This window comes from Bacillus cereus group sp. N12 (genome assembly GCF_016483575.1).
Classification (GTDB): domain Bacteria; phylum Bacillota; class Bacilli; order Bacillales; family Bacillaceae_G; genus Bacillus_A; species Bacillus_A toyonensis.
The window spans coordinates 1-23,990 of sequence record NZ_JAEHBO010000054.1; the positions used below are offsets into that span (position 1 = coordinate 1).

Here is a 23,990-nt window from a genome sequence, read left to right on the forward strand (position 1 = left end):
ATATTGTTAGGGGGTAATGAACATGGCAAGTACAATGACTCCATATTTCGGAATCGTCGTTTCATTAATCGCATACGGAATCGGCACATTATTATTTAAGCACTCAAAAGGATTCTTCTTATTTACACCGTTATTCGTGGCAATGGTATTAGGGATTGTCTTTCTAAAGGTAGGTAATTTTACTTTTGAAGAATATAATACTGGCGGAAAAATGATTAGTTTCTTCTTAGAGCCAGCAACAATCGCATTTGCCATTCCATTATATAAACAAGTTGATAAGTTAAAAAAATATTGGTGGCAAATTTTATCGGCTATCGTGGTTGGATCTATTTGTTCAGTAATTGTCGTATTCATTGTAGCAAAGGCAATTGGTTTAGATACAGCAGTAATGAATTCAATGTTACCACAGGCAGCAACAACAGCGATTGCATTACCAATCTCTGAAAGTATTGGTGGTATTCCAGCCATAACATCGTTTGCAGTTATTTTTAACGCAGTTATCGTATACGCATTAGGAGCATTATTTTTAAAAACATTTAGAGTGAAACATCCAATTGCGAAAGGTCTAGCACTTGGAACAGCAGGTCATGCATTAGGTGTTGCGGTAGGAATTGAAATGGGTGAAGTAGAGGCAGCTATGGCAAGTATTGCTGTAACAGTAGTTGGGGTTGTAACAGTTGTCGTCATACCGATGTTCATGCCATTCATTGGATAGTAAAACTTACTTAAAAAATGAGAAAAGCAAGCTATTTGTAGGACACATTCCTACTGATGGCTTGCTTTTTATGTTACAGTAGTGGTAAGACCTATTGTTAGCAAAATGCAAGTTTCCTTAAATCTTCATTAATACTGTGTAGAATACGTTTTGAATTAGGTCATTGTATTGTAAAATAAGAAGTAAGCTACTGTATGGTTTTAGGAATTATATGATAGCTCATCTTCATATGAATGAATAAATTATAGGTAGAAAATAGAGAGAAATCTACTTATTAACGTTTTACTTTATAGGACAGGAGAGAGTACTCGTCGATTATGCAAATAAAAAACCTGTTTCAAAGCAAAGGATTTCAGAGGTTACTCGTATTAGTAATACTTGCTCTCGTGTTATATGGGTTGCAAAGTATGTTGAATTTAATATTAATTACGTTTATTCTTACGTATTTAATGGATCGATTCCAAAAGTTTATTTCTCACAAATTAGATAATTTTATGCCCATTAATCGAAAACTCATTATAGCATTTCTATACGTAATGTTAATTGGTGGAATTGCTATTACACTATTTAAATATTTACCAGTATTAACGATACAAATTTCACAATTGATTTATCAATTTAACGTATTTTTAAGAAATCCACCGGATAGTGAATTGATTAAGTATGCGGTTAATGCTGTCAATCATATGGAACTTTCGAAATATGTAGGACAAGGCGTAGACATTTTGTATAAATCTATTACGAATGTTGGGAAGTTCGGTCTTCAAGTTTTACTTTCTTTAATTTTAAGTTTATTTTTCTTGTTGGAAAAGGCCCGTATCGTTGCTTTTACTGCAAAGTTTAAAGAAAGCAGGCTTGCAATTTTCTATCATGAAATTGAGTACTTCGGAAAGAAATTTGCACGTTCATTTGGAAAAGTAATTGAAGCACAATTTTTAATTGCGGTTGTTAACTGTGTTTTATCTGTTATTGCATTATGGATATTAGGATTTCCACAATTATTAGGTTTAGCGTTAATGATCTTCTTACTTGGTTTAATTCCAGTAGCTGGGGTTATTATTTCGTTATTCCCGCTTTGTATGATTGCTTACAATATCGGCGGTATTATGTACGTTGTTTATATTTTAGTTATCGTAACAGTTATTCATGCACTTGAAAGTTACGTATTGAATCCGAAGTTTATGTCCCAAAAAACAAATTTACCGATTTTTTATACGTTTATGGTATTAATTTTCTCAGAGCACTTTTTAGGTGTGTGGGGACTTATTATCGGTATTCCGATCTTCATTTTCTTATTAGATGTTTTAGATGTAACGAGTGATGAAATGGAGAGGGATATTGAAAAAAATAGAGTGAAGTAAAGAAAAAGTATCGATATTCGATGCTTTTTCTTTTATAACATTATGTTTCTTATGCCATACTGTAAGAAGAATATAGAATAGGGGTGAAATAATGGCTGTAAATGAAAAGATAGAATTGGCTACATTTGCTGGCGGGTGCTTCTGGTGCATGGTTTCGCCATTTGAAGAGATGGAAGGTATTATAAAGGTCGTTTCTGGCTATACAGGTGGTCATAAAGAAGATCCAACCTATAAAGAAGTTTGTTCAGAAACGACGGGACATTATGAAGCGGTACAAATTACATTTGATGCAAATAAAATGCCGTATGAAGAGTTGCTTCAAATATATTGGAGACAGATTGATCCAACTGACGTCGGCGGACAATTCCACGACCGTGGACAGTCTTATGAAACGGTGATTTTTTATCATAATGAAGAACAACAGAAAAAGGCAGAGGCTTCAAAAGAAGAACTTGCGAAGAGTGAGCGATTTTCAAAGCCAATTGCGACAAAAATATTGCCAGCTGCTACATTTTATCCAGCTGAAGAATATCATCAAGGATATCATAAGAAAAATACATTCCGCTATGAGTTATATCGTAAAGGATCGGGACGAGATGCTTTTATTAAGCAACATTGGCCAAAGGATAAAACTCATTTAAAAGAAAAACTCAATGAGATGCAGTTTCATGTAACACAGGAAAACGGTACAGAACCACCATTCCGAAATGAGTATTGGAACCATAAAGAAGAAGGTCTTTATGTAGATATCGTTTCAGGCGAGCCATTGTTTACTTCTATAGATAAATTTGATAGTGGATGTGGCTGGCCGAGCTTTACGAAGCCGGTGATGTCAGCTAGTGTGAAAGAAAAAATGGATGTTAGTCATAATATGACGCGCACGGAAGTGAGAAGTAAGGAAGGAGATTCACATCTTGGGCATGTATTTCCAGACGGCCCAGGACCAAATGGCCTTCGTTATTGTATAAATTCAGCAGCTCTTCGATTTATCCCAAAAGGGGAGTTAGAGAAAGAGGGATATGGAGATTGCCTAATCTTGTTTGGAGATAAAAAATAACCTCGCTAATTGCGAGGTTATTTTTTTATTATTTTACTTTTTTCTTTTTAAACTTGCTTAATACTTCATAAACGATTGGAACGATAAGAAGTGTTAATAACGTTGAACTCGTTAATCCACCAATTACAGTTACACCAAGTCCTTTAGAAATTAAGCCGCTGCCTTCAAATCCTAATGCAAGCGGGATAAGAGCCCCGATTGTTGCAATTGCAGTCATTAAAATTGGACGAAGGCGTGTAGCACCAGCTTCTAGTAATGCTTCACGTGTGGATAAACCTTCATTTTCTTTATGAATAACACGGTCAATAAGCACGATTGCGTTTGTTACAACGATACCGATTAACATAAGCGCACCAATCATTGCAGATACACTTAACGTTTCACCAGAGATTAGTAAGGCAACGAGTGCACCAATGATTGTGAATGGTAGCGAGAATAAGATCGCAAATGGTGCAAGGGCACCACCAAATGTAACGACAAGAACGAAGTATACAATGGCAATCGCAGCTAACATCGCTAAGCCAAGTTGTTTGAATGATTCTTGAATATCCTTTGTAACGCCTCCCATAGAAACGTCTACACCAGAAGGAAGATCCATTTTATCTACTTCTTTTTGAACTGCAGCAGATGCTTTTGAAACGTCATCCGATGTTAATTTCGCACTAACTTCTGCATAAACGCGACCATCGCGATGTTTTACTGTGTTAGAAGTTTCACCTTCTTTTACAGTCATCACATCTTTAACAGCAATTTCATTGCCAAGTGGTGTTGTAATTTTTCGATTTGTTAAATCATCGATTGTATCATAATTTTGTTTTTCAGCTTCTACATATACATTTACATCTTTACCGTCTTTTTTAATTGTTGTTAAAATAGGGCGATCATGTTGATTAGAAAGACCCATTCCAATTTGAGCGGCCGTTAGACCCATTTTACTTAGCTTTTCTTGATCTGCTACTAAAGTGTACTCTGCATATGTTTTTGCAATACTAGAGTCTATGTCTTTTAAATCTTTGTTTTTCTTCATGATATTTTGAAGATCTTTTACGACAGGCTTAATGTCTTCCGAGCTATCTCCGTAAACGTATAGTTTAATTTCATTACTACCGCCACTTGCTCCGAAATCTTGGTTTTTCCATTCGCCTTTTCCAGACATTTTTTGTAAATCTTTCACGACTTGTTCTTTTTCTTTTTCAAAGTTTTTCGTATCGTTATCATATTGAACGAAGAACATTGCTTGATTTGATTGACCAGGACTCATTGGGTTTTCGCCACCTAATGAGAATTGAATTGTTTTGACGTCTTTATTATTTTGGAAGTGCTTCTCAGCTTTCGTTGCAATTTTTTCAACGTCTTCTAATGTTTGACCTGGCTCTGGATTGTATGTTGTAATAATCATTTTTTCTTCTTCAGAAGGTAAGAAGCTTACACCGATAATCGGCACAAGTGCGAGACTACCAACTAATAGAAGGACAGCGATACTTGATGTAATGATTTTATGATTTAAAGCCCATGCAAGTATGCGTTTATAACCGTTTGCTAATTTACTTGGTTTCTCTTCATGATGTACTTCTTTTTCTCTCATGCTCTCTTTTTTAAATAAAGAATGAGCTAGCATTGGTACGATTGTAACTGCTACTAGTAACGATGCTAATAAAGCGAAGACGATAGTTAAGGCGAATGGTAAGAACATTTCACCAATCATACCTTTTACAAGTCCAAGAGGTAAGAATACAGCAATGGTTACAATAGTAGAAGACATAATTGGGACAAACATTTCCTTCGTAGCTTCACGAATTAAATCTTTTCCGCGTAGTTTCTCTTCTGATAACGACATACGTCGATAAATATTTTCAATAACAACAATTGAGTCATCGACAACGCGTCCGATAGCGACTGTCATTGCTCCAAGCGTCATAATGTTAAGCGTAATATCCATTTGCTTTATAACTAAAACAGCAATTAATAAAGAAAGTGGTATAGAAACAACAGAGATTAATGTTGTTCGGATATTTCGTAGGAACAACATAATAATAACAATCGCAAAGATAGCCCCGAAAATTGCTTTGCTAAGCATTGTTTCAACTGATTTCTCAATCGGTGCACCTTGGTCGAAGGTTGAGATGATTTCTAAGTCTTTATATTTTTTCTCAAGGTCTTTTACTTTATCTTTCACAGCATTTACAACATCAACCGTATTTGCATCAGCAGCCTTCACAATTTGAATTCCAATGGCTTCTTTTCCATTCGTTCGAGAAATAGATTCTGCTTTCCCAACTTCTTTAATGTCAGCAATTTCGTCTAATGTAACTGTTGGAATTCCATTCATAGCGGCTGGATTCATTTGCGGCGTTTGTGCACCGGCTCCAGCATTTTGATTACCTTGAGCGCTAGGTGCTGAAGGTACAGCTGGGATTTTTAGCTCTTTTAATGCTTTGATTGTTGTAATATTTCCATCTACAATAACTGATTTTTCTGTGTCTTTAAATGTATATAAGCCAAGTGGTAAAGATACATCCGATCCTTTAATCACATTTTTTACAGTATCTTCACTTAAACCTAATTCTTTCATCTTATCTTTCTTGAAAACAAGTTGTACTTCATCTACTTGTTGACCTGAAATTTGAACAGATGCAACACCATCAAGTCCTTTTAATCCTGGAACAACATTTTTTTCTACATTTTCTGTTAACGTAGCTAAAGATTCATTTTTACTTGCTACACTTAACGAAATAACAGGAAAGGCATTAAAGTTTACTCGTGAAACTTTCGGATCTTTTACGCCTTCAGGAAGTTTCACATTCGCGAGAGCTTCTTTAATTTCTGTTTCGGCCTTTTCCATATTTTTATCAAAATCATACTCTACTTGAATAGAAGATGCGTTTTGAAAAGATGATGAACTCACAACGTTTACACCGCTTAAATTTTGCAATTGCTCTTCCATCGGTTTTGAAACTTTGTCAGCTACTTCTTCTGGTGTAGCACCAGGATAAACCGTAGTTACTGTTACAACAGGTGTTGTAATATCAGGAATTGTTTCCAGTTTCATATTAAGCCCAGAATATATCCCTGCAATGGTAACAATAATGGTTAGTAGCCAAACTGCGAACTTATTTTTTAATGAGAAATTGATGATTTTGTTCATGTTTGCGCTCCCTTTATATCGTATTGACCAACTGGTCAGTCTAATACATAATATAACTGACTGATTGGTCAGTAGTCAATGAAAAGAGATGGTATAATAAAATCAAATTCGAGTTTATAATATGATGCGAGATTAAACGTAGGAGAGAAGATATGAAAGAAAAAGAGCGCTTAATTATAGAGATGGCTATGAAGTTATTTGCGACTAAGGGTGTAAATGCGACATCAGTGCAGGAAATTGTGACAGCCTGTGGTATATCTAAGGGAGCTTTTTATTTATACTTTAAATCGAAAGATGAGCTTTTATTAGCAACACTTCGATATTATTATGACAAGATTCAAAATAAAATGATGGATATTGAAAAAGAATCACTATTACCGCGTGAAAAATTTGAAAAACAATTGTGCTGCCAGTTTAATGATATACAAAAGCATAAGGAATTTATTATTATGCATGCGAGGGAAAATGCTATTCCATTTAATAAAGAAGTAGAAGAATTTATGATGCGGATGAAATTGGAATCTCATGCATTTTATCGAAATAGTTTGTTGTCTATTTATGGTGACAAGGTTATGCCGTATTTATTAGATTTAGTAATTATGGTAGAAGGGATCTGCCGTGGATATTTAGAATTAATTATTTTACAAGCGCCAGAAATTGATTTGTCCTATGTATCGGCTTTTATTTTAAAAAGGGTGGATCATTTAGTAGATGGACTTATAGAATCTTCGGAAGAACCTGTTTTACATGAAGAAAGGCTTGGAGAGTTTCTTTGTAAATCAGAGCTTATTAAAGAACAAGTTAAGGAGCATTTTTTAAAAGAAATAATTGTTTTTAAGCGTACATTAGCTGATCAATTAGAAGATGATGAATTACTTATTACGCTAGATGTTTTAGAGGCAGAAATGAGATTGCCAAATCCAAGGGTCCCAGTCATTCAAGGGATGTTGTCTAATTTAGATGTATACCCAAATTTAAAAGAGTTCCGTTTGAGACTTATGGGGTATTACAATATAAAAAGGTAACAATGATAGTTTTCATTGTTACCTTTTTTATTATGCATTCACTTTTTCTTTTTTCTGTGCAGCCTCTTCTTGTTCAATATTGATTGTCTCTTTCACGATATAAATCGGACGGTTTTTACTTTCGTCATAAATACGAGCAATATACTGACCGACGATTCCAAGACCAAGTAACTGAATACCGCTAAAGAATGTAATAGCAACCATAATGGATGCCCAACCTGTTTGAGTACCATCACCGATGATTTTCACAGTAATTGTATACAGCAAGACAATTATAGAAATGAGAACTGATAATAAGCCTAAAGACATAACAATTCGTAACGGTTTTGTCGAAAAGGCAATGATACCATCTGATGCAAATTTAATCATTTTCTTTAATGGATATTTTGTTTCACCAGCAAAACGCTCGTCACGTTCATATTCAACATACGTTTGGCGGAAGCCAACCCAAGACATCATACCGCGAATAAAGCGATTTCGTTCTGTCATTTGATTGAACACATCAGCAACTTTGCGATCGATGATTCGGAAATCACCTGTATCTTTTGGGATATCGATATCAGACATATAGTTTAAGAATTTATAGAAATATTTAGCAGTTAAAAGTTTAAACCAAGTTTCACCTTTACGTTGTTTACGTTTTGCATAAACAACTTCATATCCTTCTTCCCATTTGGCAATAAGCTCAGGAATAACTTCTGGTGGATCTTGTAAATCTGCATCTATAATTACAATAGCGTCACCTTTTGCAGCAGCAATACCCGCTGTAACAGCTACTTGGTGTCCGAAGTTACGTGCAAAATTAACAATTTTTGTACGGTAATCATTTGCTGCAATCTCAGATAAAATGTCCATTGTACGATCTGTACTGCCATCGTTTACAAAGACAAATTCATAATTAATATTATTTTGAAGCATAACGGACTTTAAACGATTATAACATTCCTGTGCTACTTCTTCCTCGAAGTACATAGGAACTACAACCGAAATTAATTTTTCCATGTTGTATCCTCCGTAGTTTTAATAAGTTGCTTAAGTTTAATTGGTAGCCTGTTCAGTTTGGTTGAATGTCCAAATTTTATTAAGGATAAAATTTATAACCATTCCAACACCAATTGCGAAGATTTGTGCAATAAATGCATTAAAGGTAAGTTTATCTACTAATATAAACAAACATAATGTATTAAAAGCCAATACAATTAAATTTACAGTTAGAAATTTAAAGAACATTGACGTGCTTTTATTATTAGGTTTAAACACCCAATTTTTATTCCAATAATAGCTATTGGCAACACCAATTAAATAGGCAATGGTATTCGCAACAAGATAGTTCATCCCGAGCTTTACCAATATCCCAAAACTAATAATTGTAATGAGTGTATTAAAGATTCCTACTAAACCAAACTTTAAGAGTTTTTCCATAATATTATCCTCATTTTTATAGAATATATAAATAAAATAGGTGAACAGCGTTATTGTTTATATTTCACAATTACCAATTATAACATAGTTTGTATTAAGGTGTTATATGTTTTAAATGGATGTTATTTTGAAATTATAGAATAGTTTTTCTAATAATTAAGGAATTTTTATTTATAATTTGAATACTGCGTAATATAAAATCAAATATGGAAATTATGATTATATTAAGGTATAGTAGCAGGTAGTGTAATTCAAATATATTTTTTGAATGTGCGTCATTAATCAAAGAGTATAGAATGGATAGGAATAGACACTATAAAATTATATTTTGGGAAAATATAATTTTTTTTTTTATAAATAGTTTAAGGAGTGAGTTTTGGTGGAAAGGTTTTCAACAGGGTTATCAACTTTTTCTACGCGTGCTGTATATGGCATTTATAGTTTTTTCGTTGCTATATTAATTTTCGATTATTTCTCAAATACTGGAAAATATAATTATGTAATGATACTAGTCGGATTTTTATTTTTATGTACAATCGGAAACTTTATACTTAGAAAGGGATCGCTATATCTTGAAAGAGTAAACGAGAAAATATGTCTTTCGGCATTGTTAATTCTTTGTGTAATAGTTAAATCGGCATGGATTCTTACCTACAAGATTCATCCAATTGGTGATTATGCAACCTTTTTCTATACTGCAGAGGCGTTAGGACAAGATTTTGTTATTAGCAGTAGATATGTAGCGTTATTTCCACATATTTTTGGTTATGCTTCATTCTTAAGTGTTTTTCTAAAAATATTCGGGTCAAGCTATATGATTCCACCTATTATTAATGTTGTTTTAACTACAATATCAATGGGATTAATATATTTTATAGCTAGAAAAATTGGTGGAGTGAGAACAGCTATAACAGCGAGTGTTTTATGGATTCTCTTGCCATCGCAAACAATTTATAATATGTTTGCAATTTCAGAACCGTTTTATTGTACAATATTGTTATTAACTTGGGCAATTATGTTAGTTATTCATGAGAAATTCCAAAATATAACTATTAAAAAGATTGTTGTGTACTCAATTCTATTAGCTGTATTACTTGCTTTAATGAATATGGTAAGGCCAATTGCAGCAGTACCAATTATAGCTTTAGCAATATGGATGTTTATTATAGATACAAAACATATCGGTAATAAAAAGATGCTTATTAACAAGATAACATATGTAGGTGTTATCGTTATTACATACTTAATGCTCTCTTCGGCAATAAATCATTATATAACATTACGTTTAGGTGAAGATATAGCATCAGTACCAGGGTACAATATTCATGTAGGATTTAATAAGGCGGCTTCAGGATCATGGAACCAAGCCGATTCAGACCTACTATTTTATTACAGTGATAAACCAGGATGGAGCGCAGACGATGCTCAAAAACAAATGCTGGAAGAAGCTAAAAAGAGGATAAAAAACGATAATATAGATTTCGGGAAACTATTTTATGATAAATTTATTATCTTTTTAGGTAACGATAGTCAAGCTGTCTCATATGCAGGGCCAGGACTAGATCATGAAGTACGATATAATATAATAACGAATGTTTTTTATTACTTTTTACTAGCTACTTCATTGTTCGGAGCATTATTAGCTATAAAAAACAAAAATAAATCTTCACTTTTCATTATTTGTTTATATACAATTGGGCTAACAATGGCACAAATGATAGTAGAAGTGGCACCGAGATATCATTATTCAGCTACAATACCTATGATACTTCTAGCTGCTTTTGGTATTAATTATATATACAACAAAAAAGAGATGTAGATATAGTAAGAGGATAAATAAAAAAAGCAATTGTTTCAAAAGGGAGCATATGAAACCTTTTGGAAGCAATTGTTTTTTATTTTTAAAATTTGAAGGATAAGAATTTACATGTGTTTGGAAGGACAGCTTATCGAGAAAAATAAATATCCCCTTGTATAATTGATATACCATGTAAGGGGATATTTATTAAGAATTAAGCTTTTTGCTGAGCCCATTCTTCTATATTCCAAACTTTTGTTACCCAATCTTCATAAAAGTCCGGTTCATGGCATACAAGAAGAATTGTTCCTTTATATGCTTTCATCGCCTTTTTTAGTTCCTCTTTTGCTGTAACATCAAGGTGGTTCGTCGGCTCGTCAAATAGTAACCAGTTGCTGTCTTCTCCCATTAGCTTACATAAACGAACCTTTGCTTGTTCACCACCGCTTAATTGGTTCAGTGGACGAGAAATATGTTCATTTTTCAAACCGCATTTTGCTAGCATTGCACGTACTTGGTGTTGGTCCATGCTAGGGAATGTATTCCAAACATCATCAATTGGTGTTATATTATCAGCTTTTACTTCTTGTTCGAAGTATGATGGATTTAAGAAGTCACCAAGACTTGTTTTTCCGCTTAATGGTTTGATCTTACCTAAAATTGTCTTTAATAGTGTTGACTTACCGACCCCATTACATCCAACGATTGCAATTTTTTCACCACGTTCGATTGTCATCGTTAATTTTGGTAATAACGGATGTGTATATCCAATCTCTACATTTTCTCCTTCAAAGACGAATCGGCTACTTGCACGACTCTCTTTAAATGAGAATTCAGGTTTAATTGCTGTTTCAGGACGATCGATACGTTCCATACGATCGAGTTGTTTTTGACGACTCTTTGCACGACCTGTCGTTGAGTAGCGAGCCTTATTTTTCGCAATAAAATCTTCTTGTTTTTTAATAAATTCTTTTTGTTTTTCGTAAGCATTAATATGTTGGTTTTTATTAATTTCCGCAAGTTCTAGGAATTTTTCATATGTCGCTGTATAACGCGTCATTTTTGTAAACTCTAGATGGAAAATAATATCGACACATTTATTCATAAATTCCGTATCATGGGAAATTAATAGGAATGCATGTGGATATTCTTTTAAATAATTTGTTAACCAATGAATATGTTCAACGTCTAGATAGTTGGTAGGTTCATCTAATAGTAATACTTCTGGTTGTTCAAGTAGTAATTTTGCAAGTAACACTTTTGTACGTTGTCCACCACTTAATGCGGCAACATCACGATCTAAACCAATTGCGTCAATTCCAAGACCACGCGCTGCTTCCTCAATTTTCATATCTAATAAATAGAAACCCCCTGCTTCAAGAGCATCTTGTATTTCTGCCATTTGCTCAAGAAGCTCTTCTAATTCTTCAGGTGTAGTAGTTCCCATTTTTTCTGTAACTTCATTTAAAGCTTTTTCTTGTTCAAATAAAGGTAAAAACGCATCTGCTAATATGTCACGAATTGTGCGGCCAGGTGTTAAAATTGTATGTTGGTCTAAGTAACCATAATTTGTACCAGGTGTCCATTCAACTCGGCCTTCATCATGGATAAGTTGACCAGTAATTATATTCATAAATGTTGATTTACCAACACCGTTTGCTCCAACTAATCCAACGTGTTCTCCTGCGAGTAAGCGCATGGATACATCTTTAAATAATGTACGATCACCAAATGTATGGCCTAATTTTTCAACAGTTAATAAGCTCATAATGTCCTCCGTTCAATTCTAAATAGTGTCTTGAATCATGATACTAAATTCTTCGATATAATGCTATCATTTCAAAAATGTATATTTTTTCAAATAAGTAGTTGCATTATTTTGGAAAAAATATATAATATAATTGAACAGTGGTTAATTAAATCGTGAGGTATAAAAAATGTCGCCAAGAAGAGCAGTCAAACAAGAGTTAACAAGAGAAATGATTATGAACGTAGCAAGAAATTTATTTGTACAACAGGGATATCAGCACACTTCAATGCGTAAAATTGCGACGGAACTAGGGTATAGCCATGGTTCAATTTATTACCATTTTAAAAATAAAGCTGAACTTTTTTATGCGATGGTAGAACAAGACTTTCAATTGTTAAATGAAAAGTTAGATGAAATTAGTAAAAGAAACTTATCTCGAGAAGAGCAGTTAAAAGCAGTTTTATTTGGTTTTATAGAGTTTGGTTTGAAAAATCAAAGTCATTATGAAATTATGTTTTTAATTAAAAACGATGAGTTAAAGGAATGTTTGGCAGACGGCCCAAATGTTAGTTATGAAAAATTTGCAAAGGTTGTTTTTTCTTTATGTAATAAAAAAATAGATACAATGACGATATGGTCTGTCTTTTTATCATTACATGGGTTTGTCGCACATTATTGCGGAAGTGGGCAAACATTTGAAGAATTAAAGGGGCTTGCTCAAGTGCATGTAGAGTTTATTTCAAAATCGCTTCTAATGTAGGTGATTTTCTTTTTGTTATTAATTGAACAGTGGTTAATTAATTAGAGGGGGAACTTATGATGAGAAAAGCGTTAGTACTGGGAGCATCAGGAGCAATGGGATATGCGATTACAAAGGAGTTATGTAATAGAGGGATTGATGTAGTTGCCTTTGCAAGAAATAAGGAGAAGTTGGAGAATTTATTTCAAGGAGAGGAACATATACAAACAGTAGCAGGAGATGTATTTGTAAAAGAGGATATAATAGATGCGGCGAAAGGTGTAGATGTTATATTCCATGCTGTAAATATCCCATATTCAGATTGGGAAAAGAAGCAACATAAACTATTAAGAAACATATTGGAAGTAGCAAAAGAGAGTGATAGTAAGTTAGGGATCGTTGATAATATTTATGCATATGGAAGGCAAAATCAAAGGCTGGTTAAAGAAGATGCTGAAAAGAATCCTCATACGAAGAAGGGGAAAATACGATTACAACTTGAAGCGATGGCAAAGCAGAGTAGCGTCAAAATGTTTATTGCTCATTTTCCTGATTTTTACGGTCCAAATGCGGAAAGCACACTTGTTCATCATACTTTACATGGCGTACTTGCAAATAAAGTGTCTAGCTTTGTTGGAGATAAGAGAATTGCACGCGAGTATATTTTTACGCCAGATGGTGCAAAAGCGATGGTTGAATTAGCGTTATGTGAGGAGGCTTATGGACAACAGTGGAACATACCAGGTTGCGGTGTCATTACCGGAGAAGAGATGATGCAATATATACGCGAATTGACGGGATATACAAAACAAGTTATGACCGTAAAAAGAGGAATAATAAAGTTAATGGGTTTATTTGATAAGCAGATGAAAGAATATGTAGAAATGCTCTATTTGACAGAAAAACCGGTTGTATTAAGTGGAGAAAAATATGAAATGCTCATTGGGAAAGTACCTAAAACATCTTATCGCGAAGGATTAGAGGAAACAATCTTATCTATGCAAAAGAAATAAAAGGTGTAACCATTTCATAGAAATGGTTACACCTTTTTCATATGAGTTTATTTTAAATATCCACGAATAATCCCGCGTAAACGATTTGCATGGAATTTACGTTTATCATTAGAAATATTTTGTGTCATACGGAATGTGGCAGCAGCAATAGCACGTAAGAAATAAGGGAATCCATAATGTAAGCGAATCACTCTGCCAAAACCGCCAGCATAAGAAATGGCACGTTTTAATGATTGTTCATTTATAACTTCTTCTTTTACAGGATGGTATACGAACAGATCTTTTCTAAATAAACCAGTGTGGTCTTTTTTCATACCGCGTAGAACAAAGTCGGTTTCTTCACCAGCTCCATAAATCGTTCCAGAGCCAACACCTAAATCCTCGTCGAATGTACCTACATCTTGTACAAATTGTTTTGTAAAGAATAGTGTAAAAGATGGACCTAAAAATCCATATTTGTTATTAAGAATAATGTCTGTATTAGGTGCAAGTATTAAAGAACCAGTTCCTTCAACATTAGTAGTGTTTGTTGATATAAACTGAACATCGTTATTAGAGTTGAAAGTTTCTAATATACTTTCTAAAACATTTGTTTCATAAATACAATCGTCATCTGGAAAAGCGATGATATCGCCATCCGCTACTTTTAATCCAGTATTTCGAGCTCTAGATAACCCTTTAATAGGTGTATAAATGTAGTTAATAGAAAATTTTTCTTTATATTCATCAAAGAGATCCGAGATTGGAGTATCATTTTGATCTACTACGATGAGTTCAAAGTTTTGGTAAGTTTGTTTTTCAAGTGATTTTAGTAAGTCAAGAATATCATCACGTCTGCCACAAGTAGCCATGATTAAAGAGAATTTCAATTTTAACAGCTCCTTTAAGAATTACGTTTAAGCTTTTTTAAATCGTGCTTGTATTTTTTCTATTAGAGTAAAGAGAATTTCATCCTTTGTTAAGAAAAGGATAAGAGCATATGTTAATCCGCATGCTACCATGACTAGGAGAACTTGTAGTATTTGTCCAGATACGAACATACGAATAACGAATGCTATTGGTACAAATGTTAGTGAATAAAATAGATATTTAAGTTTTTGCATATCAAATAATGTATAATTCACTTTTAATTTCTTTTTAACATAAATATATTCAAGTACAATTAATAAACTGTTAGCAATTGTAGTTGTGAAAATTGCTGTCGCTGGTGTAAGCACATGGAAGAATATTAGTGCAATATTAGATGCTAGGTTAATAAACCCGCAAATGAATAAGAAGCGTACTAAAATACCTTCCTTCTTTTTAACATAAATAATTTGATTCGATAAAATCGATTCAATACCAACTGTAATCATATAGAAAGCGAACACAATTAATGTATTACCAGCCCCAGCAAATTCTGATCCACCATAAATGACAACAGCTCCGTGAGCAATGAGCATTAAACCAATTGCGGCGGGAAATAGGGTAATAAAATACACTTTTGAAATTTTGTTTAACAAAGATTCATACTCACTTTCAGATGCATTTCCTGATAAGTAAGAAAGCCGTGGAATCGTTACTTGTACAACGCTTAACATAAGTGTATTAATAATGGTCATAATTTGAAAAGCCATAACGTAGTAAGCGACCTCTGCTTTTCCGGCGTATTCACCTAACACAAGACGATCTAATTGTGTATATAAAATATTAGCATTTGAAAAAATGACGACTAATAGCAATGGTTTTAAATGCGGGATAATGGTTAAGTTAGAAAAATCAAACTTAACTTGGCGTTTCACATATACAAAGCTAATAGAATGATTTAAAAATGTTGATAGTGCTAATAAACCTGCGAATGTTTTATAATCATCCACTCCATGAACTAGGCAGAAAAGCAGTACAACATAAATTAGTCGAACAATAACTGTTTTTTTAGTGATGAAGTCATAATTTTCATACGCTTCATTGAACCATTCCACATAAAATAGATTGGAAATAAAATTGAAGCCAAAAATAAGAAGAACAGGAAATAAGCTTTCATTTCCATATCCAATATAACTAAAGGCTAAAAAAGCACATAAAGCTAAAAGGCTAGTTGTAACATTAATTACATAGAGACTTGTGAATAATTGAGAAACTTTCTTTTTATCATTTTTAATTAAGCTAACTTCACGTAAGCCATATTGATATACACCAAAAACCGCGAATATGAAAAAGTAATTAAAAATAGTTTCAGCAAAGTTAACAGTTCCCATTGAATTGGCTCCTAGCATGCGGTATGCGTATGGACCAACTAAGATGGGAAGTATAATGTTAAACGTATTGAGTAGTATTTTATAAAAAATATTTGAAACAATAGACTTTTGCATAGTTTCACCTTTCCATTAAAGTAATACAATTTAATTAAAATGCGTTTTATATTAAAGTTTTTAAGTAGGGATAATTACTTCAACTAAAATGAAATTGTTTTTCGCTGGTAAAGAATAATGATCGTTTTTTATTGTATTTTGATATAGTAAAAAACAAGGCGTTTTCTACACAACTTGCAAATTTTTAAATTAGTTTGCTGACCGCCCGTATAAGTGTACCTTACATAAACTTTGTAAAGCAACTATTCCTCGATTAGAAGCGAGTTATAAATAGAACTTTATACACTAGAAAAAGTTAATATTGAAATAGCCTAGCCAAGATATGTATAAAAATATTACATAGTATTTGTGAAAAGACGTAGAGATTGTATGAGAGACTTGAACTGTTTATAAAGAAATGAGCGAATACAATTTAGTTATCCGCTCAGAAGGTATTTTCGATATTGAAATTTTATACACTCCAAGGCTTATTTAAAGTTAATACCTCAGCCATTTCTTTGCTTTTTAAACGTCCTTTTTTTCGGGTCTCAGCACGTTCGGAACCAGTTTTATGCAACCAATGTTCTTCCTCAGTTTCTGGTAATACTTGAGGTACAGAAGAAGGTTTTCCATCTTGTAATGCTACGAATGTAATAAAGCAAGTAGCAGCGATACGGCGTTCTCCCTCTAATAAATTTTCTGCAATTATTTTTACGAAGACTTCCATAGATGATTTCCCAGTATAGCAAACAAATGCCTCATAACAAACAGAGTCAGCTTGATGAATAGGTGTTAAAAAATCAACAGAATCAATGGATGCTGTCACACAATGCTTGCGACTATGCCTTGCTGCTGCAATAGAAGCAATACTATCAATTTCAGCCAATAATTTGCCACCAAATAATGTTTGATGGTTGTTTAAATCATTTGGAAAAACACGTGTTGTTTTAATTGCTTTTGATTCTCTCATAAATTTCTTTTCCATATATTCAGCCCCTAGTGTACATTTTCAATCAGAGTGACATGTTCTTTATGACATAAAAGGAAGGTTAGTTCCTATTTGATTTTACCGGGTATTTAAACAAGTAAAATGTATGAGTAGAGGAGTAATAATACTTTTGAAAGTATATTCATGTAACTGAAAGAAAATTTATTTTGTCTAAAGTGTAGTGTAAAAGAGGATTCGCTTACATTGCAAGTGAAAAAGTAATGACTATATATTTGTCATAGAAATTCCCTATCAGCCGTGTACCTATTCATGATAGAATCGTTTTGTTATGAATGGAGATAGAGGTGCAATGGACATATGAATCATATACAAACAAATTTTTCGTCTTTTTTCAGTAAAATAATGATTGGTGCGATGCTCGCATTTTTTGTTTATAGTTGTTGGTCAGCGTTTGAAACAAGTAAGCAATTTTTTGGAGGAAGTACAACGAGTGTAACAATCGTATTGGCAATTTTCGTCATCCTCATATTGTTAGTGGCATCAATTTTACAATATCGTTTTACAGATAAACAATTTTTTATTTTTCTTATGAGCGTATCTATAGTTGTGAGAGTTAGTATGGTTTTATTTGTAGATGTTCCGATCATCGGTGATATGAAAGCGATGTATGAGTCTGCAAAGCAGATTGCAATTGGCAATAATATAGAGAATGTAACACAGTTACCCTTTATCATTTATGAATCGATAGTTATTCGTATATTTGGTGATACGGTATTTGTTTTACAGTTATTTAATATTTTGTTCTGTACAGGAACTGCATTTTTAATTTATCGTATTGCCGCTATGGTTTTTGGGGAAGAATGTGGTCGCATTGCGTCCGTATTTTACGCTTTATATATTCCAAATATATTTATGAGTTCCTTATTAGCGCCTGAGTCGCTCGCAATATGCTTATTTTATTTTGCTTGTTACATACTTTTATATAAAGGATTAGATCATCCTTATATGTGGGTGCTTTCAGCGACGTTATTTGCATTTAGCAATATGCTGTTCCCAATGGGGTTATTTCTTCCTATTTTTATTGCGGTATATGTGTTGTTAATTGAATTGTTTCAATCCGCAACGAAACAAAAAATACTATTAAAGATGATAGGGATGCTTATTCTATTTTATAGTGTTCATTTTGGCGTGAGTTACGGAATTAAGACGATGGGAATGTCACAATATACGATTTCGAATGAGACGTATGTTCAATCGGTTTTAATCGGTAAAAATCAAAAAGAGGAAAAAATACCGGGAAATCAAACTGTAATAGAACATATTGATCAAAAGTTAAAAGAGATTGAGAGTGAAAGATTTAAACTGCTAAAACCAGTAATGAATCAGTTTTCAGATGAGGGGATAAATTCTATCCTATTCAAATGTGAAAAGCTGATATATATAGCAATAACATTATTCATGGCTATAGCTTTATTACATTTCCTTATTAAGAAACAAAAGAATGAAGGATACATGTTGTTCTTATTGTTGATTAGCGGATATGTATTGCTAAAAATCTTTCAAGTAGATATGGCATACTATAATATTATTATGCCAGCATTGTTTATTTTACAAAGCTTTGGTGTCTATATGAGTTATGTATATTGTCAAAAAATATTTTTTAGAAAATAAAAAGAATCCAAAATGGATTCTTTTTTTATTGTTAGATGATGAAAAATCGTTATTAATATAAGCTTGGCCTTATCGGTTTAGTTCTAGTTGTAGACTATCAGCTGTTAGAGCCATTTTTGAAGAATCGTCTTGAATGCCCTTCATTACTTGCGAAATAGCTTCTAATTCATTTTCAATTTTTTTATTCTGTTCTTTCGAATTAGACATATCTTTTACGATTTCATGGAAGTATTGATCTGTCGCGTACATACTATCAGTTCCTTCAGATACGAGAGAACTAATTTGTTTTACAGAAGAAGAAACATGAATAATCTGTTCATTTGTTTTTTCAACGAGTTTTGTAACGTTGGAGATCGATTCTTTCGTTTGCTCTGATAATTTTCGGATTTCTCCAGCTACAACAGAAAAACCTTTGCCAAACTCTCCAGCACGTGCAGATTCAATAGCAGCGTTTAGTGCTAGTAAATTTGTTTGCTCTGCAATTGATTTAACGATATCTATGATTTCGTTAATTTTGTTAGAAATATTGAGAAGTTCATGAGTATCTGTAATGATAGTTTCCATATTTGTTTGAATATATCCCATTCGTTTGTTTTGCTGATTTAATTGTTCTTTACCTTTATTAGCTTTTTCTTCTGATGTTGTTGCTAATGATGTACCGGTTTTGGCAATCTCTACAATAGTTTCGGATTTAGCAGTTAATTTTTGAATAGAAGAGCTTGTTTTTTCAGATACAGCTGCTAGTTCATTTGCAATATGTGTAATTGTCATAGCCGTTATTTCTTTTTCTTTTTCATGTTCTTTTTGAATTTGTTCATACTCAGATTCATAAGCTGCAAGAACAAGCTCTTGTTCAAGTGTGAATAATTTGTTTATTACATTTATAGAATATGAAAAATCATCGATTATTGTAATCTTTGTTTGTAAAATCTTTATGATGGAACGGAATAATTCTTGATAGGCAGCCGTATACCATTTTCTATGTAAGCCAATTTGAACATGTCTTTTGGCAATTCTGACACGTTGTTCAATAAAATCTTCGTGCATATCTCCACTGAATAATTCTTTAATATGTGTTTTTAAAGTTTGTTTTAGTTTTGGAATAGAGCTGTAACGTTCAATAATAGTAATTAAATTAGGTTGTTTTGTAATATTGGCATAGAATTTTTCTGTAATCCAATCTATTTCCTCATAAATAAAGGGCTGTAGTACTTTTACAATTTGTAAATCTTCCTTTGAAATATGTAGCATATCCATTTGAATCCTTAATTCGGAATTAGCAGGTACGTTAAAGGTTATTTGTTGTGCCTTACTTAATTCGATTATACTGGTGTTTGTTTTATGATTATGTTTTTTAAAAACCCCAAGCATCGTTCTTCCCCCTGTTTGTGAAGCGTTTTCATTTTTGTTTCTAATATAATTATATATTTTTATATTCAATTACTCTATATTTGTGTATAGAATAGTATATAAATTAAGAGAATTCTATGTAGAATTCTCTTAATGACCTTTATTAATTTTAGCATGTGTTTTAAAGAAAACAGGGAAATGTACATTATATATTACAGTGACGACACGAATAATGAATGTTACTAATAAACAAACATAGAAAGCTAATACGTGCGCCCCCATTGCATGTGTGATTAAGAAGCTAATTGCTCCTAATATAGAAGCGATTGCGTAAATTTCTTTTCGGAATACGTAAGGGATATCTTGGGCGCATATATCACGCAAAATACCGCCTCCAATCCCCGTAATGACTCCCATTGAAACAACTAAAAATGAGGCATCAACATGATGTGACATTGCCGCATTTGCACCAATGGCTGTAAAAACACCTAAGCCAACAGCATCAGAAAGCATAATAACGACTTGAAGTTTATTGATACGCTCAAAAAACATACAAGTAAATAGTGCTGATAATACGCTTACGAAAAAGTAAATAGGTTTTACAAATGCGACAGGAGGCAGGTTACCGATCATAATATCACGAATAATACCGCCGCCGAGCGCAGTAGCTACAGCTAAACAAAGGACACCGAATAAATCTAAATCTTTTTTTAAACCAACTAATGTACCAGAAATAGCAGCGGCGATAATGCCAAGAAACGTAAATATGTCGATTAATAACATGGCTGTAATCCCTTCCTCCTAAAGATGTTCCAGAGAAAAAATATACACTAAAGTTATGTAAATAACAATGCATTTTCGTTACATGTAGAAAAAAAGAAAAAATAAGGAAGGAAAGCGTTTGAAAATGCAAATTTACTTTTTTTATGAGGTAAGGTTGGATAGAAATGTGAGACGTTTAATTAAAAAATATATGTTATAATACATATTTGAGATGAGAAAAATAATAATAATTGTATAGAGTGAATTTAGGTATAAGTTATGGAGGTTCTAGATGTTAAGGGAAAATAGTACAAGTAATAAATTTGAAAATTTTCTATTAATCTTTATTTTGTTGCAACCCATTTTAGATTTGCTTACAGCATTCTGTATAATGGTTTTAAAAATTGATACGACTATTGGAGTTATTACACGTTTATTCGTTATGCTTCTAGGTGGAATATATATTTTAATTCAAACAAAGAAGAGAGAGAGTATAAAATATATATCGTATATAATTCTAGTTGGAATTATTTTCACTATTGGGTTAATAAATAATAAATTTACAAAGAACCCTATGGTGTTTACAGAAGAAGTTAAGTTTATAGCAAAAGCTTTATATCCGTTTGTTATGCTTACTTGTTATGTGTTTGTTTTTAAATCTTTAAAAGAAAAAAGACATTCAAAAATGCTTGAATATATTACGTATGCATCGTTAATCATAGGAATAGTAATGGTAGTTTCGATTGCAACGGGAACAGATTACAATAGTTATACGTGGTTGAAATTGGGGTCTCGTGGTTGGTTTTATGCAGGTAACGAGCTAGGATCTATTTTAGCCATCATGTGCCCAATTGTTATTTTATATTCAATTGAAAAAACAAAAAGTATAGGTAAAGTATATTATTGGATTCCTTCAGTTTTAGTTGTCTATTCACTATTTGCAATTGGAACGAAGGTTGGTGTAGGAGCCATCTTTGTGGCAATGGCTATTGCAGTTGTTATGTGCTTTATCCAGGCATATACACAGCGTAAAGATGGAAAGAAAAATGTCTATTTATTAAATGGTTTTATTGCAATGACTGTTTTTGTAGGCATAATGGCATATACACCTTTTTCGCCATTCATGAAAAACATGGGATTCCATTTCCAATTTATTGAACAGCAACAGAGTGCGAAAAATGAAGAGAGAAAGAAAGAGGAAGCGAAAGAGCATAAACCTCCAGTGACAGAGAAAGAAAAGGAACAAGAAAAAGAAAGAGAGAAAGAAAAAGAGAAAGAAAAAGTAGCTGAGAAAAAGGAAGAAACTCAAGCTATTATTTTTAGTGGACGTCAAATATTCGAGCAAATGTATAAAGATTTTTATAAGGAAGCCCCAATGTCTCAAAAATTATTAGGTATGGGTTATGCTGGTAACTATAAAGCAGATCCGAAATTAATTGAACGTGATTTTCATGATTGGTTCTATTCATTCGGAATTATAGGATTTATTTTACTGGTAGTTCCGTTCGTATACTTTGGTATTAAATTCATCGCATGTGTATTTACTAAGTTTAAACAAATATTTACAGTAAGGTACGCAATGGTAATTGCAGCAATCCTGTTAGGATTAGGTATCTCATTTATCGCGGGGCATATTTTAATGGCACCTGGAGTAAGTTTTTACTTAGTATTACTCATGGCATATTTAATAGTTGACTTGGAAATTGAATGATAGAAAAATAAAAGCTAGCATATGTTAGCTTTTATTTTTGTTATAGTAAATAAAAATAAAAATGGAGGATGTAAGAAATGAAAGTGTTGCATATTAATGCTGGTGCAGAAGAAGGTGGGGGGAAAACACATATTATTTCACTCTTATCTCAGTTTCCACAGAAAGAAGTGGAATTAATGGTATTTGAAGAAGGGGCGATTGCTAGAGAAGCGAGGAACCTTGGTATTCAAGTACATGTTTTTACTCAGTCATCTCGGTACGACCTATCAATTCTTTCAAAAATAAAATCATTTATTAATGAAAATCAATTTGACATTGTGCATACACATGGCGCACGAGCGAATTTCTACCTCTCCCTCTTGAAAAAAGGTATAAAAGCGAAATGGATAATGACCGTTCATAGTGATCCAACCTTAGATTTTATGAAGGGGGGATTAAAAGGATGGGTATTTACGAAATTAAATTTACGTTCTTTCAAGAAGGTAGATTTGTTTTTTGCAATTACGGAAAACTTTAAGGAAAATATAATAAAGCTTGGGGTATCAGAAGAGAAAATTTGTACAATTTATAATGGAATTGAGTATGATAATATTCCAGCAAAGGCTTATGATAAGAGTGAATTTGGTATCGATGAAGGAGTATTTACAGCGATCCAAGTAGCTCGTCTTCATCCTGTTAAAGGACATAGTATTTTATTTGAAGCGTTACAAAAAATTAAAATCCAAAATATAAAGATACTTTTGCTTGGTGATGGACCTATAGAAGCAGAATTAAAAGCGATGGTGAAACAAAAAAACTTAGAGGATAAGGTGATTTTTCTAGGTTTTCGTACAGATTCAAAAGAATTATATGCATCTGCACACATTAATTTGTTAACTTCTTATAGTGAAAGTTTCCCTCTTGTTTTATTAGAAGCAGCTAATCAACGCTTAACATCTATTGCAACAAATGTGGGGGATATGAGAAAGCTAATAGTTGATGATACATATGGATGGATTGTACCGATTGGTGATGCAGATTCGTTAGCAAAATCATTAGAAAATGCTTATGAAAAGTGGTTGAATGGGGAATTAGAAGAGATGGGAAATCGTTTATATGATTACGCATCTACTCATTTCTCGCTAAAGAATTTGTATGAAGATACTCGTAGTGCATATAAAAAACTTTTATTGAAATAGAGAGGATATTTAAT

Annotated in this window: 19 protein-coding genes and 1 pseudogene; 10 read left to right on the forward strand and 10 right to left on the reverse strand. The window is 32.8% G+C overall.

The genetic code is table 11. From position 1 onward, the window contains the following. Positions 1 to 22 precede the first annotated feature (22 nt). From lrgB to msrB, 3 genes are all read left to right on the forward strand, one after another. Positions 23 to 715: an antiholin-like protein LrgB gene (gene lrgB, locus JDS92_RS20780; protein ID WP_000168869.1), complete on the forward strand. Its 693-nt coding sequence runs from the start codon at positions 23 to 25 to the stop codon at positions 713 to 715. Between the two features lie 317 nt (positions 716 to 1,032). Further along, on the forward strand, positions 1,033 to 2,076 hold the full coding sequence (locus tag JDS92_RS20785; protein ID WP_001166005.1) for an AI-2E family transporter: 1,044 nt from the start codon (positions 1,033 to 1,035) through the stop codon (positions 2,074 to 2,076). A 91-nt stretch (positions 2,077 to 2,167) separates the two neighbouring features. Next, complete coding sequence (gene msrB, locus JDS92_RS20790; RefSeq protein ID WP_199632455.1) at positions 2,168 to 3,133, forward strand: peptide-methionine (R)-S-oxide reductase MsrB; 966 nt, start codon at positions 2,168 to 2,170, stop codon at positions 3,131 to 3,133. A gap of 28 nt (positions 3,134 to 3,161) precedes the next feature. On the opposite strand, the gene JDS92_RS20795 is transcribed toward msrB, so the two are convergent. Next, positions 3,162 to 6,278: an efflux RND transporter permease subunit gene (locus JDS92_RS20795; protein ID WP_001033525.1), complete on the reverse strand. Its 3,117-nt coding sequence runs from the start codon at positions 6,276 to 6,278 to the stop codon at positions 3,162 to 3,164. A gap of 152 nt (positions 6,279 to 6,430) precedes the next feature. On the opposite strand from JDS92_RS20795, the gene JDS92_RS20800 reads away from it, so the two are divergent. Next, positions 6,431 to 7,303 carry a TetR/AcrR family transcriptional regulator gene (locus tag JDS92_RS20800; protein ID WP_000659604.1) on the forward strand — a complete coding sequence of 291 codons (873 nt, stop codon included), beginning with the start codon at positions 6,431 to 6,433 and terminating at the stop codon, positions 7,301 to 7,303. Between the two features lie 30 nt (positions 7,304 to 7,333). Here the strand turns inward: JDS92_RS20800 and JDS92_RS20805 are convergent, their stop codons facing one another. Both JDS92_RS20805 and JDS92_RS20810 read right to left on the reverse strand, forming a co-directional pair. Beyond that, positions 7,334 to 8,305 (reverse strand): glycosyltransferase family 2 protein, encoded by a 972-nt coding sequence (locus JDS92_RS20805; protein ID WP_000413116.1) that lies wholly within the window; start codon positions 8,303 to 8,305, stop codon positions 7,334 to 7,336. Between the two features lie 36 nt (positions 8,306 to 8,341). Then, complete coding sequence (locus tag JDS92_RS20810; RefSeq protein WP_000413274.1) at positions 8,342 to 8,725, reverse strand: GtrA family protein; 384 nt, start codon at positions 8,723 to 8,725, stop codon at positions 8,342 to 8,344. 379 nt (positions 8,726 to 9,104) lie between these two features. Between JDS92_RS20810 and JDS92_RS20815 the strand changes: the two genes are divergently transcribed. Then, positions 9,105 to 10,544: a glycosyltransferase family 39 protein gene (locus JDS92_RS20815; protein WP_199632456.1), complete on the forward strand. Its 1,440-nt coding sequence runs from the start codon at positions 9,105 to 9,107 to the stop codon at positions 10,542 to 10,544. 193 nt (positions 10,545 to 10,737) lie between these two features. Here JDS92_RS20815 and JDS92_RS20820 read toward each other — a convergent pair whose 3' ends face one another. Beyond that, positions 10,738 to 12,291, reverse strand: coding sequence for an ABC-F family ATP-binding cassette domain-containing protein (locus JDS92_RS20820; protein ID WP_199632457.1), 1,554 nt, complete (start codon positions 12,289 to 12,291; stop codon positions 10,738 to 10,740). 169 nt (positions 12,292 to 12,460) lie between these two features. On the opposite strand from JDS92_RS20820, the gene JDS92_RS20825 reads away from it, so the two are divergent. Continuing rightward, on the forward strand, positions 12,461 to 13,033 hold the full coding sequence (locus tag JDS92_RS20825) for a TetR/AcrR family transcriptional regulator (RefSeq protein ID WP_016107332.1): 573 nt from the start codon (positions 12,461 to 12,463) through the stop codon (positions 13,031 to 13,033). 56 nt (positions 13,034 to 13,089) lie between these two features. Beyond that, on the forward strand, positions 13,090 to 14,025 hold the full coding sequence (locus JDS92_RS20830; protein ID WP_002046064.1) for an SDR family NAD(P)-dependent oxidoreductase: 936 nt from the start codon (positions 13,090 to 13,092) through the stop codon (positions 14,023 to 14,025). A gap of 47 nt (positions 14,026 to 14,072) precedes the next feature. Here JDS92_RS20830 and JDS92_RS20835 read toward each other — a convergent pair whose 3' ends face one another. The 3 genes from JDS92_RS20835 to JDS92_RS20845 form a co-directional block, all read right to left on the reverse strand. After that, positions 14,073 to 14,894 (reverse strand): glycosyltransferase family 2 protein, encoded by an 822-nt coding sequence (locus JDS92_RS20835; RefSeq protein WP_098710709.1) that lies wholly within the window; start codon positions 14,892 to 14,894, stop codon positions 14,073 to 14,075. A gap of 27 nt (positions 14,895 to 14,921) precedes the next feature. Next, a complete protein-coding gene (locus tag JDS92_RS20840; protein WP_016107330.1) occupies positions 14,922 to 16,376 on the reverse strand; it encodes an oligosaccharide flippase family protein in 1,455 nt (484 codons plus the stop codon). Positions 16,377 to 16,827: 451 nt separating this feature from the next. After that, positions 16,828 to 17,340 (reverse strand): acyl-CoA thioesterase, encoded by a 513-nt coding sequence (locus JDS92_RS20845; RefSeq protein WP_000412115.1) that lies wholly within the window; start codon positions 17,338 to 17,340, stop codon positions 16,828 to 16,830. A 321-nt stretch (positions 17,341 to 17,661) separates the two neighbouring features. Here JDS92_RS20845 and JDS92_RS20850 point away from each other — a divergent pair, with 321 nt between their 5' ends. Then, the gene (locus JDS92_RS20850) at positions 17,662 to 18,975 is read left to right on the forward strand and encodes an ArnT family glycosyltransferase (RefSeq protein WP_098710711.1); all 1,314 of its coding nucleotides are present in this window, start codon (positions 17,662 to 17,664) and stop codon (positions 18,973 to 18,975) included. A gap of 69 nt (positions 18,976 to 19,044) precedes the next feature. On the opposite strand, the gene JDS92_RS31570 is transcribed toward JDS92_RS20850, so the two are convergent. The 3 genes and pseudogenes from JDS92_RS31570 to JDS92_RS20860 form a co-directional block, all read right to left on the reverse strand. Next, on the reverse strand, positions 19,045 to 19,746 hold the full coding sequence (locus tag JDS92_RS31570; RefSeq protein WP_370115450.1) for a methyl-accepting chemotaxis protein: 702 nt from the start codon (positions 19,744 to 19,746) through the stop codon (positions 19,045 to 19,047). A 102-nt stretch (positions 19,747 to 19,848) separates the two neighbouring features. Beyond that, positions 19,849 to 20,346, reverse strand: a pseudogene (locus JDS92_RS31575) (protoglobin family protein); the annotation flags it as partial. Between the two features lie 129 nt (positions 20,347 to 20,475). Then, positions 20,476 to 21,108 carry a trimeric intracellular cation channel family protein gene (locus tag JDS92_RS20860; RefSeq protein ID WP_000924369.1) on the reverse strand — a complete coding sequence of 211 codons (633 nt, stop codon included), beginning with the start codon at positions 21,106 to 21,108 and terminating at the stop codon, positions 20,476 to 20,478. A 271-nt stretch (positions 21,109 to 21,379) separates the two neighbouring features. Here JDS92_RS20860 and JDS92_RS20865 point away from each other — a divergent pair, with 271 nt between their 5' ends. Continuing rightward, positions 21,380 to 22,798, forward strand: coding sequence for an O-antigen ligase family protein (locus JDS92_RS20865; protein ID WP_097958167.1), 1,419 nt, complete (start codon positions 21,380 to 21,382; stop codon positions 22,796 to 22,798). Between the two features lie 77 nt (positions 22,799 to 22,875). After that, the gene (locus JDS92_RS20870; RefSeq protein WP_000865928.1) at positions 22,876 to 23,976 is read left to right on the forward strand and encodes a glycosyltransferase family 4 protein; all 1,101 of its coding nucleotides are present in this window, start codon (positions 22,876 to 22,878) and stop codon (positions 23,974 to 23,976) included. Positions 23,977 to 23,990 lie beyond the last annotated feature (14 nt).